10 protein-coding genes are annotated in these 11462 nt (G+C 63.0%); 6 read left to right on the top strand and 4 right to left on the bottom strand.

Annotation, left to right across the window (positions count from 1 at the left end; translation table 11 throughout):
* Positions 1–26: 26 nt before the first annotated feature.
* The 3 genes from P9250_RS27215 to P9250_RS27205 all read right to left on the bottom strand — a co-directional run bounded on the left by P9250_RS27215 (position 27) and on the right by P9250_RS27205 (position 3588).
* Positions 27–902: a triphosphoribosyl-dephospho-CoA synthase gene (locus P9250_RS27215; RefSeq protein WP_310396904.1), complete on the bottom strand. Its 876-nt coding sequence runs from the start codon at positions 900–902 to the stop codon at positions 27–29.
* A gap of 200 nt (positions 903–1102) precedes the next feature.
* Entirely contained in the window at positions 1103–2797 is a 1695-nt protein-coding gene (gene mdcA / locus P9250_RS27210; RefSeq protein WP_250465146.1) for a malonate decarboxylase subunit alpha, read from the bottom strand.
* Positions 2794–3588, bottom strand: a complete 795-nt coding sequence (locus P9250_RS27205; protein WP_244825517.1) for a GntR family transcriptional regulator — start codon at positions 3586–3588, stop codon at positions 2794–2796. The genes mdcA and P9250_RS27205 overlap by 4 nt, the downstream gene beginning before the upstream one ends.
* Positions 3589–3744: 156 nt before the next feature.
* Here P9250_RS27205 and P9250_RS27200 point away from each other — a divergent pair, with 156 nt between their 5' ends.
* From P9250_RS27200 to P9250_RS27190, 3 genes are all read left to right on the top strand, one after another.
* Entirely contained in the window at positions 3745–5061 is a 1317-nt protein-coding gene (locus P9250_RS27200) for an MFS transporter (protein WP_244825515.1), read from the top strand.
* A gap of 200 nt (positions 5062–5261) precedes the next feature.
* The gene (locus P9250_RS27195) at positions 5262–5612 is read left to right on the top strand and encodes a hypothetical protein (RefSeq protein WP_370652022.1); all 351 of its coding nucleotides are present in this window, start codon (positions 5262–5264) and stop codon (positions 5610–5612) included.
* A 200-nt stretch (positions 5613–5812) separates the two neighbouring features.
* Entirely contained in the window at positions 5813–6199 is a 387-nt protein-coding gene (locus P9250_RS27190) for a hypothetical protein (protein ID WP_310396175.1), read from the top strand.
* Positions 6200–6442: 243 nt separating this feature from the next.
* On the opposite strand, the gene fabI is transcribed toward P9250_RS27190, so the two are convergent.
* Complete coding sequence (gene fabI, locus P9250_RS27185; RefSeq protein ID WP_244825511.1) at positions 6443–7234, bottom strand: enoyl-ACP reductase FabI; 792 nt, start codon at positions 7232–7234, stop codon at positions 6443–6445.
* Positions 7235–7470: 236 nt separating this feature from the next.
* Between fabI and P9250_RS27180 the strand changes: the two genes are divergently transcribed.
* From P9250_RS27180 to P9250_RS27170, 3 genes are read left to right on the top strand one after another with little or no spacing between them, the layout of a single operon-like run.
* Positions 7471–9294, top strand: coding sequence for an extracellular solute-binding protein (locus P9250_RS27180; protein ID WP_310396902.1), 1824 nt, complete (start codon positions 7471–7473; stop codon positions 9292–9294).
* Positions 9295–9308: 14 nt separating this feature from the next.
* Positions 9309–10346 carry a microcin C ABC transporter permease YejB gene (locus tag P9250_RS27175; RefSeq protein WP_244825509.1) on the top strand — a complete coding sequence of 346 codons (1038 nt, stop codon included), beginning with the start codon at positions 9309–9311 and terminating at the stop codon, positions 10344–10346.
* Positions 10346–11458, top strand: a complete 1113-nt coding sequence (locus tag P9250_RS27170) for an ABC transporter permease (RefSeq protein WP_310396173.1) — start codon at positions 10346–10348, stop codon at positions 11456–11458. The genes P9250_RS27175 and P9250_RS27170 overlap by 1 nt, the downstream gene beginning before the upstream one ends.
* Positions 11459–11462: the final 4 nt, after the last annotated feature.

Here is an 11462-nt window from a genome sequence, read left to right as displayed (position 1 = left end):
TTCCTCTTCGATGCGCGCGTTGCGAATCAATGCAAGCGCCTGAGACTGTCGAGAAAGAGCGTCGCCGCAAGCAAGTCGGCGGCGCCGCCAGGCGATGCATCGAGCGCGAGCAGTTCGCGGTCGAGTTCGTGAAGCGCTGTCTTGCCGCTCGCCGATGCAACGCCGCCTGCGTCGAGCACACGACGCGCGCCGTGTTGCGCGACCCGCAGCGCCGTCATGCCGCCGCGATGCAGGAGACAGGTATCGTCGAGCGACGCCATGATCGCGACGAGCGCTTCGAGGCGCGCGTCGTTTTCATCGAGATTGCGGCGACGGGCTGCATCGAGCGCGGGCAGCCCAATTTCGAGCGCATGCGGAAAGCCATCGCACGCTTCGCCGCGCGCGCCCGCCACACGGTATCGCGCCGACACGCGCGCGCCGTGACTCGTTTGTGCCGACGCGGGCGCGTAACGATCCTCGAAGCGCGCGATGCGTGCCGCGCTTGCGCAGATCGCCGCGCTGTCGTCGGGCGCATGCATCGCCGCGCCGGCGCACAGCAAGCCGACGATCCAGATCGCACCGCGATGCGCGTTGCTGCCGGCGGTCGCGCGCATCATCGCAATCTCGCCTTCGCGGCCAATGCGTGCAAGCTGTTCGCGTAACGTCTGCGACGGTTCGAGATCGGCCGACGCGCGAGCGATGGCGACAAACGTGGGGTGCAACGCTTTTGCCGAGCGCAACATGATGTCGAGCGACAAATCGCGATGCGCGCCGCTGCCGCGCCGGTCTACCAATGCGGGTTTCGGTGTGAGACACGCTTCGTCGATGAGCGCGGCCACGGCGCGGGTCGCGATGGCATCGGGCGCGATCGGCTGCAAGTGGGCGAACCGAGTGGCTTCGCGCGACGCTAGCGCCGTTTGCATCGCATGGCCCATGCTCGGGCGGGCAGCGGCTCCGGTATTGGCGTGCGTTGCGACGGCACGCGAATTCGACGGGTTCGCATGCGTGGCGTCATCGAGCCGCGCCTCTGCGTTCCACGAACACACGCCAGCGGGAATGTCGGCAACCACGCAAAGGCTCGACGCTTTGTCTTCACGGTCAGACATACACGAACCCATCGCGCTCACCAGCTTCTGAAGCGCGCAGGCGGCGCATACAGACCGCCCGACCACGCCACCAGGTCGTCGATACTGCGTGCCGCGAGCAGCGAACGCTTTGCTTCGCCGCGCCGCACGCCGAGGTCTTCCGGCAACGCGACGATGCCGCGCCTTCTCAACTCCGCCGTCTTCTTCGCATCCGCGCGCATGCCGATGGGCGTGACGCCCGCCACGGCGGCAAGCGCGGCGCGGCGCTCATCGACACCTTCGGCCGCATGCAGATACGCGATGCCTTCTTCCGTCACGACATGCGTGACATCGTCGCCGTAGATCATGACGGGTGCGATCGGCATGTTGCTTTTTTCACCGACGGCGATGGCATCCAATGCATCGACGATGGTCGGCTCGCCGCCTTTCTTGTACGTCTCGGCGGTCTGCACGACGAGCTTGTGACCACGCGCGATGGCCGGGTTCGGGCCGTCGTTTTTCAGCAGCTTGAGCCACGCCTCGCTCGAATGACGGCGCCCGCGTGGATCGTGGCCCATGTTGGGCGCGCCGCCGAAGCCCGCCAGCCGCCCGAGCGTGACGGTGGACGAGTTGGCGTCGGCGTCCATCTGCAGGGTCGAACCGATGAAGAGATCGACGCCGTATTGCCCTGCCAACTGGCAGAACACGCGGTTAGAACGCAGGCTGCCATCGCGGCCGGTGAAGAACACGTCCGGCCGCGCCGTGATGTAGTCCTCCATGCCGACCTCGCTGCCGAAGCAGTGCACGCTCTGCACCCAGCCGCTTTCGATCGCGGGGATCAAGGTCGGATGCGGATTGAGCGCCCAGTGCGTGCAGATCTTTCCCTTCAGCCCGAGCGATTCGCCATATGTCGGCAGCAGAAGTTCGATGGCCGCCGTATCGAAACCGATGCCGTGATTCAGCGACGTCACGCCGTAGCGGTCGTAGATGCCGCGGATGGTCATCATCGCCATGAGAATCTGCAACTCGCCGATATGCCGCGGATCGCGCGTGAAGAGCGGCTCGACGGCGAACGGGCGGTCTGCCTTCACGACGACATCGATCCACGAACCGGGGATATCGACGCGCGGCAGTTCATCGACGATCTCGTTGACCTGCGCGATCACGATGCCATGTCTGAACGCGGTGGCCTCGACGATGGTAGGCGTGTCTTCGGTGTTCGCGCCCGTGTAGAGATTGCCGTGCCGGTCTGCCTGCACCGCGCACACGAGCGCCACCTGCGGCGTGAGGTCGATGAACATGCGCGCATACAGTTCGATATACGTATAGATCGCGCCGATCTCGAGTTGTCCGTCTTCGAGCAGTTGCGCGACGCGCAGACTTTGCGGACCGGCGAACGCGAAATCGACCTTGCGCGCGATGCCCTGTTCGAACAGCGCGAGATGGTCCGGGCGGCTGATGCTCGAAATCAGCAGATGAACGTCGTGCACGCGTTCGGGATCGAGTCTGGCGAAGGCGCGCGAGAGGAAGTCGGCCTGTTTCTGGTTGTTGCCTTCGAGCGCCACGCGGTCGCCCGTGACGATCAGCGCGTGCAAGGCATCGACGATACGGTCGGTCGCGAGCACCGAGCCGTCGAGCCACGGTTCGATCAGCTTGAGGCGGCGCGCTTTTTCCTGCGCGCGCGTGTTCCACTGCCGGGTTTGCGGGCTCGTGTCGCGCGCGGGCGACGTGGCAGGCGTCGGGGACGAGTTCATCGATCCTCCTTCAAAGAGGTTGCAGAAGCCGTTGCGGGCGCGGCGCGCGGGCGGCGCTTCTTCTTGACATGGCTCGCCGCGGCAAGCGCTTGCGCATCGGCGAGAAAGCGGTGGATCAAATCGCCTGTCGCAAGCAGATGACGCGCGACGAGCGTTTGCGCCTGTTCGATATCGCGGGCGACGAGCGCGGCAAGAATCGCGCGATGCTCCGCATCCGACGAATCCTTGTGAATCGGCAAGCCGAGCTTCAGCCGCAAATAACGTTCGCCGCGCCGATGCATCTGGCCGATCAGCTCCATCAGACGCGGCCGGTCCGCGGGCGCGTAAAGGCTCATATGGAACTGCTCGTTGCGCACGACGTAGAGCGCCGGGTCCGGCTCGCTTTCCGCCGCTTCGAGCAGACGTTGCGATTCGGCGAGCGTTTGCGCCGTGTGATGTTCGAGCGCGATGCCGATCGCCAAGCTTTCGAGCGACGCGCGTATCTCGTAGATCTCGCGCGCCTCGTCGGCCGATTGCAGGCTGACGGCCGCGCCACGATTCGGCTCGATGGTCACCCAGCCTTCGCTTTCGAGCTGCCGGAACGCTTCGCGCACCGGAATCGCGCTCACCGAAAACTGCCGTGCGATGGCGTCCTGGCGCAGCGGTTCGCCCGGCAACAACGCACCTTCGACGATAGCCGTGCGCAACGCATCCGCGATGAAGCGCGACGTGCTCTGGCGCGGTTCGAACTGTGCGTGACGAAACGATGCAAGTGGCTGCGCTGCATCGGAAGTGGAGAGATCTGTCGGCATGGCTAGGTGTAAGTGCGGACTTGCCGCGTGTCAATGTTCAAATATTATATATAAAACGATGCGCGACTTCACAGAAGGTGCTTTCCCTAAGCTGGGAGCGGCTGACAAGAATCGAGAGCGCGCGTGTATCGATCATTCTTTTCCGGAGACATGGCCATGCCAACCACGGTGGACCGAGAGTTACGCGCCTCGCGCCCGATCAAAACCCCGCTCAACCGCTCGCAGATCACCGGCTTCTGGGGTGCGTGGGCCGGCTGGACGCTCGACGGAATGGATTCTTTCATCTACGCGCTCGTGCTTGCGCCCGCGCTCACCGAACTGCTGCCGCGTTCGGGCTACGCGGCCACGCCCGCGAACGTCGGTCTTGCAGGCTCCATACTCTTCGCGCTCTTTCTAGTCGGATGGGGACTGTCGTTCATCTGGGGACCGCTCGCCGATCGCTTCGGGCGCACCAAGGTGCTCGCCGCGACCATCTTCACGTTCGCGATTTTCACGGGGCTGGCCGCGACATCGCATTCGGTTTGGGAGTTGGGCATTTATCGCTTCTTTGCGGGCGTCGGCATAGGCGGGGAGTGGGCGCTTGCCGGAACCTACGTCGCCGAGGCATGGCCGGAAGATCGTCGCAAGATGGGCGCGGGTTATCTGCAAACCGGCTATTACGCGGGCTTCTTTCTGGCGGCCGCGCTCAACTACACGATCGGCGCGGCATTCGGCTGGCGCGCGATGTTTCTAGTTGGACTGTTCCCGGTCGTCGTATCGATTCTTGTGCTCTTGCGCGTGAAGGAAACCGACAAGTGGCAGCGTGCCGAAGCGACGAGCGCGCCTGCCGTCAAGCAGCACGGTTCGTTGCGCACGATCTTCTCGCCGCAGTATCGCAAGCGCACGATCGTCGCGGCGGTGCTGCTGACCGTGGCGATCATCGGTCTGTGGGCCGGCGCGGTGTATGAACCGTCGGCAGTCATTCAGCTTGCAACGAAGGCCGGCATGAGCAAGCCCGAAGCCGCGCGCATGGCGTCGATCGCGACGGGCTTGCTGTCCATCGGCACGATCATCGGCTGTCTCGCCTTGCCGCCGATGGCAGAGCGCATCGGCCGGCGCAAGACGCTCGCGGTATATTTCGTCGGCATGGCGGCTTCCATTGCGCTGTCGTTCGGCTGGGCGTTCTATCTACCGAACGGGCTCGTGCCGTTCATTGCGCTGCTCGTCGTGCTCGGCTTCTTCGGCGGCAACTTCGCGCTCTTCAGCCTGTGGCTGCCGGAACAGTTCGAAACGCGCGTCCGGGCGACGGCGTTCGCATTCTGCACGTCGGTGGGACGCTTCTTCGGCGCGATCGTGAACTTCGGCATCGGCGCGATGGTGCTGCATATGAAGACGCTCGGCGTGCCGATCGCGCTCACGGGTATCGCGTTTCTCATCGGCCTCGCGGTGATTCCGCTCGCGCCTGAAACGCGCGGACAGGAACTGCCCAATTAGTGCCCGTTGCACGGTCCCTGACGGCGGCTTTCACGAGCCGCCGTTTCTCATTGGCGCGCGGCGTGCATGATCCTTACTCTCCGTAATCATTTGCCTGGTAGGCATTGGTAATGGGACGTTACCAAGTGGCACACAAGCAAAGGCGTTCGTTCGATATAGTCCACTCAACACAACAAACATCCCATCGAGGTGGGCTTCACATGAACAAGGTATTGAGGACATCCGCGCTCGCAGGAGCGTTCGTCATCGGTGGTATGACGCTGTCCGGCGCGGCCATGGCGGGCGTTTCCGTCGGCATCAATCTCGGCGTGCCCGCGCCCGTGTACGTTGCGCCGGCGCCGGTCTATGCGCCTCCGCCTCCGCCCGTGGTCTATGCGCCGCCGCCTCCGCCGGTTTATGCGCAACCGGCTATCGTGATCGGATGGCATGGCGACCAGTACTGGGATGGCCATCGCTACTGGAACCGCGACGAGTGGAACCACGGTCACGGCGGTCACGGATACGGCGGCCGCGACTACGATCATCACGATCACGGTCATCACGACCATTGAGTGAACGTCGCGCTAAGAGAAAGCCACCCGGTCGAAGGGTGGCTTTTTATTTGTCGCCGCGCGGCAGCGTGTAACAAAAGGTAAGGTTTCTCCTGACGAGAGCCACGTCATGGGAAGAACTTACAAAGCTGAAATATTGCGCTGAAAGGCGTCCGTTATATTTTGTCGCAAGCCAATCAAAACAAAACGAGGACCACGCGATGAAAGTGAATGTCATGGGGCGAGTGCTGGGCGGCATGTTGATCGTGACCGCGTCAGCGATAAGTGGCACCGCGCACGCCGATGTACACGTAGGCGTGAACGTCGGCATCCCCGCGCCGGTGTACGTTGCGCCCGCGCCTGTGTACGCGCCGCCTCCGCCGCCTGTGATTTACCAGCCGGCTCCGGTTTATGCGCGTCCGCCCGTGGTCATCGGCTGGTACGGAAACCGGTATTGGGATGGGCGCCGTTACTGGAACCGGAACGACTGGAACCGTTATCACGGCCACGGTTACGGGCATGGCTACAATCGCGGGCCGCAACACGGACACGGTAACGGGTACGGACACGGCAATGGTCATGGCAACGGACATGGTGGCAGGCATTGAACGCGCTGGTCCAGTGTGGCTGCCGAGTCGGCAGATATAGCGGGCCTTTAGACGACGCTACCAAAGGCGTTCTTCACAAAGCCAACGTTCCCGAAGGCGAGGTTCACGAAGATCACGCCCGCATGCATGGCGCTGTGTAAGCGGCTGTCACGACGCCAGCACTTGCAAAAACCCGAACACAAAAGCAAAAGGGCCGCTCTCGCAAGAGAGCAGCCCTCTGCACATGATCGAGCGCCGCAGGCGTTATTCGGTCACGCCCGCCATGCCGCCGACCACCGCATTGAATCCCGCATCGACGTGCACGATTTCCGCGCTCACGCCGGCCGCGAGATCCGACAGCAAGAACGCCGCCACGTTACCCACCTGTTCGATCGTCACGTTGCGCTTGAGCGGCGCGTTGTTTTCGACGAAATCGAGAATCTTGCCGAAGCCCTTGATGCCGCTGGCCGCGAGCGTCTTGATGGGACCGGCCGAGATGCCGTTCACGCGCACGCCGTTGTTGCCCATCGAAGCCGCGAGATAGCGCACGCTTGCTTCGAGCGATGCCTTGGCAAGACCCATTGTGTTGTAGTTGGGAATCGCGCGCTCGGCGCCGAGGTAGCTCAACGTGAGCAGCGACGAACTGTCCGACAGCATCGACTTGGCGGCCTTGGCGAGCGCCGGAAAGCTGTACGCCGAAATGTCGTGCGCGATACGGAAGTTTTCGCGCGTCATGCCGTCGAGGAAGTCGCCCGCGATCGCTTCACGCGGCGCGAAGCCGATGGAATGCACGAGACCGTCGAGCGAATCCCAGCGTTCCTTGAGCGACGCGAAGAGTGCGTCGATGTCGGCGTCGTTCGCGACATCGCACGGAAAGATCAGATCGCTTTCGAATTCGGTTGCGAATTCGGTGATGCGATCCTTGAAACGCTCGCCGACATAGGTGAACGCCAGCTCCGCGCCTTCGCGCTTGCAGGCCTGTGCGATGCCGTAGGCAATCGAACGGTTCGACAGCAAGCCCGTCAGCAGAATTCGTTTTCCAGCGAGAAAGCCCATGAATGCTCCTTTGAAGTCAATGTCGCGCACGGTGGCGAACGAGCCGCATCTGCCCGCGCCGCGTGAGCCTCAAGCGCGTGCGGCGCAATTGACCCACGGTCGCACGGCTTTTGATTTGGGTAGAATTCTCTCACATCGCAATGGCCTGCCCGACCCGAACGTCGATTGCGCGATACCCGGCGCCCAAGGAGCTTATGACGACTCGCACGACGATCCGCCCAACCCGCGCATGGCGCATGGCCATTGCGCTCGCGCTGGCCGGATCGATCGTCTCGGGCGCGAACCAGGCCGAGGCGGCGCACGCCTACGCACAGTACGGCGAGCCGAAATATCCGGCCGGCTTCAGTCACTTCGATTACGTCAATCCCGACGCGCCGCGCGACGGCACGCTCGTACTCGCCAATCCGAACCGCCTGACGAGCTTCGACAAATTCAATCCGTTCACCTTGCGCGGTAATCCCGCGCCGGGGCTCTCGCTGATGTTCGAAAGCCTGACCACCGGCAGTCTCGATGAAGTATCGACCGGTTATGGCTTGCTTGCCGACGACATCGCCGTCGCGCCCGATGGCCTGTCCACCACGTTCCACATCAACCCGAAAGCGCATTTCTCGAATGGCGATCCCGTTACCGCCGAGGACGTCAAGTTCTCGTTCGAGACGCTGAAAAGCCCGCTCGCCGCGCCGCAGTTCTCCGTGTACTTCGGGCAGATCGCGCGCGCGGTCGTGGTGGATGCATCGACCATTCGCTTCGAATTCAAGACCGCGACGCGCGAGATGCCGTTGCTCGCGGGCGGCATCCCCGTGTTTTCGCGCAAATGGGGAGTGAAGCCCGACGGCACGCGTATTCCGTTCGATCAACTCGCGTTTCAGAAGCCGATCGGCAGCGGCGCGTATTTGATCGACCAATACGACAACGGCCGCACCATCTCGTACAAGCGCAACCCGAACTACTGGGGCGCGGCGTTGCCGGTGCGCGTGGGCTTGTTCAATTTCGCGCAGATTCACTACAAGCTGTATTCGGACCCGGTCGCGCGGCTCGAAGCCTTCAAGGCGGGCGAGTACGACGTGCTCGTCGAATACGTTGCGCGAAGCTGGGTGCGGCGCGATATCGGCAAGCGCTTCGACAGCGGCGAACTCATCAAGCGCGAATTCCCGCAGCATAACGGCACCGGCATGCAGGGCTTTTTCATGAACACGCGCCGGCCGCTCTTCAAGGACGTGCGCGTGCGTCAGGCGCTCGATCTCGCGCTCGACTTCGAGTGGCTCAACCGGCAACTGTTCTTCAATCAGTACAGGCGCATCGACAGCTTCTTCGTCAATACGGACTTGCAGGCGAAGGGCAAGCCGAGCGACGGCGAACTCGCCATTCTCGATCCGCTCAAAAAGGACCTCGATGCGTCCGTGTTCGGCGAGATGCCGCGTCAGCCCGACACCGATCCGCCCGGATCGCTGCGCGCCAACCTCATCAAGGCGCGCGGATTGCTCGCCGAGGCGGGCTGGACGTATCGCGATGGCGCGCTGCGCAATGCGAAGGGCGAGCCCTTCGTGTTCGAGATTCTCGACGATACGGGCGGCGGCGCCTCCATGGAACCGGTCGCCGCCGCGTTCGGCCGCAATCTGCAAAAGCTCGGCATCACGATGAACTTTCGCACCGTCGACTACGCGCTGATCCAAAAACGGCTCGACGCGTTCGATTTCGACGTCACGAGCGTGCGCATGCCCGACGTGCAGATTCCCGGCACGGAGCAAGTCTCGCGCTTCGGCAGCAGGTCCGCCGACGAGCAAGGCTCCGACAATCTCGCCGGCGTGAAGTCGAAGGCGGTCGACGCGATTCTGCAGAAAGTGGTGGGCGCACAGACGCGCGAACAGCTCGTCGATGCCACTCACGCGCTCGATCGCGTGCTGATGAATGGCTATTACGTGGTGCCGCATTGGTATTCGGCGACGCATCGGGTGGCGTATCGCAATACGCTTCAGTACCCCGCGACCTTGCCGCTCTACTACACGGCGGAAGAGTGGGTAGTGTCGGCGTGGTGGGCGAAAGCCGCCGCGTCGAAATAACAGGACCGCGCGCCATGTGGAGCTACATACTCAAACGCATTCTGTTGATGATCCCGACGCTCATCGGCGTGCTCACGCTGACCTTCGTCGTGATTCAGTTCGTGCCGGGCGGGCCTGTCGAGCAGGCGGTGCACGATCTGCGGCGCGGCAACGCGGAAGGCGGCGGCTTCGGGCTGCGCACGCATACTGGCGTGGATGCCCAGCAGGTCGCGCAACTCAAGGCGCTCTACGGCTTCGACAAGCCGCCTTTGCAGCGTTACTGGCTGATGCTCGGCAAGTTCGCGCGCTTCGATCTCGGCGACAGTTACTTCCGGCATCAGAGCGTCTGGTCGCTGATCGTGTCGAAACTGCCGGTGTCGATCAGCATCGGCGTATGGACGTTTTTCATCACTTATCTGATATCGGTGCCGCTCGGGATAGCGAAGGCGGTGAGAAACGGCTCGCGCTTCGACGTGGCGACGAGTCTCATCGTGCTGATCGGTTTCGCGATTCCCGGCTTCGTGCTCGGCGTGCTGCTGCTCGTGCTGTTCGGCGGCGGCTCGTTCTGGCAGCTTTTCCCGTTGCGCAATCTCACTTCGGATAACTGGGCCACGCTCTCGCTCGGCGGCAAGATCGTCGATTATCTTTGGCACATCACCTTGCCGGTGGTGGCGTCGGTGGTCGGCAGCTTCGCCATCGTCACCATGCTGACCAAGAACGCGTTTCTCGACGAAATCCGCAAGCAATACGTGCTCACCGCGCGCGCGAAGGGCCTTTCCGAAAGACGCGTGCTTTGGAAGCACGTGTTCCGCAATGCGCTCTTGCCGCTGATCGTCGGCTTTCCCGCAGCGTTTATCGGCGCATTCTTCACGGGCAGTCTGCTGATCGAAACGCTGTTCTCGCTCGACGGACTCGGGCTGCTCTCGTACGAATCCGTGGTGCGGCGCGACTATCCCGTCGTGCTAGGCACGCTCTATCTCTTCACGCTGATCGGGCTTGCGACCAAGCTCATTTCCGACCTCTGCTACGTCTGGGTCGATCCGCGCATTCAATTCGAGCAACTGGAGCGCTGATGAACCGAGCCGCTTCTTCACGATCCTCACGCGGCGCCGCCGATGCGCAGCCCTTGCGCGAGCCGGTTTCGCCATCGCCTCTGCGGCGGGTGTGGATGCGTTTCAGGCAGCACAAGCTCGGCTACTGGAGTCTGATCGTGTTCGTCGTGGCGTTCGCGATCAGCCTAGCCGGCCCGCTTTGGTCGAACGACAAGCCGCTCGTCGTGCGCTACCAGGGACACTTGTATTTTCCGATCGTGCAGACCTACGCGGAAACGACGTTCGGCGGCGACTATCCGACGCCCGCCGATTATCTCGACCCGTTCGTGCGCGACCGCTTCAGCGCGCCGGGCAATTTCGCGGTTTATCCGCCGAATCACTATTACTACGACACGCTCAATTACTTCTCGAAGGGCTCGAATCCCGCGCCGCCGTCGCGCGAGAACTGGCTCGGCACCGACGACCGCGGGCGCGATGTGTTCGCACGGCTCGTCTACGGCTTTCGCGTATCGGTGCTGTTCGCGCTCGTGCTGACGGCCATCGGCACGGTGCTCGGCGTGGTGGCGGGCGCGGTGCAGGGCTACTTCGGCGGCCGGACCGACATCGCCGGGCAGCGGCTGATCGAAATCTGGAGCGCGTTGCCGGAGCTTTATCTGCTGATCATCTTCGCGTCGATCTTCGAGCCGAGCCTCGTTTTGCTGGTCATCCTGCTGTCGCTGTTCGGCTGGATCGGGCTGTCGGACTACGTGCGCGCGGAGTTTCTGCGCAACCGCACGCAAGACTACGTACGCGCCGCGCGCGCGATGGGTTTGTCCAACTGGCAGATCATCTGGCGGCACGTGCTGCCCAATAGCCTGACGCCCGTCATCACATTCCTGCCATTTCGCATGAGCGGAGCGATTCTCGCGCTCACGAGTCTCGATTTTCTCGGGCTGGGCGTGCCGTCGCCGACGCCGTCGCTTGGTGAATTGCTCGCGCAAGGCAAGGCCAATCTCGATGCGTGGTGGATTTCGCTGTCCACCTTCGGCGTGCTGGTGGCGACCCTGTTGCTTCTGACTTTCATGGGCGACGCCTTGCGCAACGCGCTCGACACGCGGATTGCGGATGCGGTGAAGGCCGGAGGCGCGAAGTGAGCGC

This window comes from Caballeronia sp. LP006 (genome assembly GCF_031450995.1).
In the GTDB taxonomy this organism is placed as follows: domain Bacteria; phylum Pseudomonadota; class Gammaproteobacteria; order Burkholderiales; family Burkholderiaceae; genus Caballeronia.
This window is presented reverse-complemented; position numbering and strand designations above follow the sequence as displayed.

What these genes read in the sequence shown, in the direction of transcription:
- fabI (WP_244825511.1), bottom strand. Translation starts at nt 7,234, where the DNA reads ATGGGCTTTCTCGCTGGAAAACGAATTCTGCTGACGGGCTTGCTGTCG.
- P9250_RS27205 (WP_244825517.1), bottom strand. Translation starts at nt 3,588, where the DNA reads ATGCCGACAGATCTCTCCACTTCCGATGCAGCGCAGCCACTTGCATCG.
- P9250_RS27175 (WP_244825509.1), top strand. Translation starts at nt 9,309, where the DNA reads ATGTGGAGCTACATACTCAAACGCATTCTGTTGATGATCCCGACGCTC.
- P9250_RS27195 (WP_370652022.1), top strand. Translation starts at nt 5,262, where the DNA reads ATGAACAAGGTATTGAGGACATCCGCGCTCGCAGGAGCGTTCGTCATC.
- mdcA (WP_250465146.1), bottom strand. Translation starts at nt 2,797, where the DNA reads ATGAACTCGTCCCCGACGCCTGCCACGTCGCCCGCGCGCGACACGAGC.
- P9250_RS27180 (WP_310396902.1), top strand. Translation starts at nt 7,471, where the DNA reads ATGGCCATTGCGCTCGCGCTGGCCGGATCGATCGTCTCGGGCGCGAAC.
- P9250_RS27170 (WP_310396173.1), top strand. Translation starts at nt 10,346, where the DNA reads ATGAACCGAGCCGCTTCTTCACGATCCTCACGCGGCGCCGCCGATGCG.
- P9250_RS27200 (WP_244825515.1), top strand. Translation starts at nt 3,745, where the DNA reads ATGCCAACCACGGTGGACCGAGAGTTACGCGCCTCGCGCCCGATCAAA.
- P9250_RS27215 (WP_310396904.1), bottom strand. Translation starts at nt 902, where the DNA reads ATGCAAACGGCGCTAGCGTCGCGCGAAGCCACTCGGTTCGCCCACTTG.
- P9250_RS27190 (WP_310396175.1), top strand. Translation starts at nt 5,813, where the DNA reads ATGAAAGTGAATGTCATGGGGCGAGTGCTGGGCGGCATGTTGATCGTG.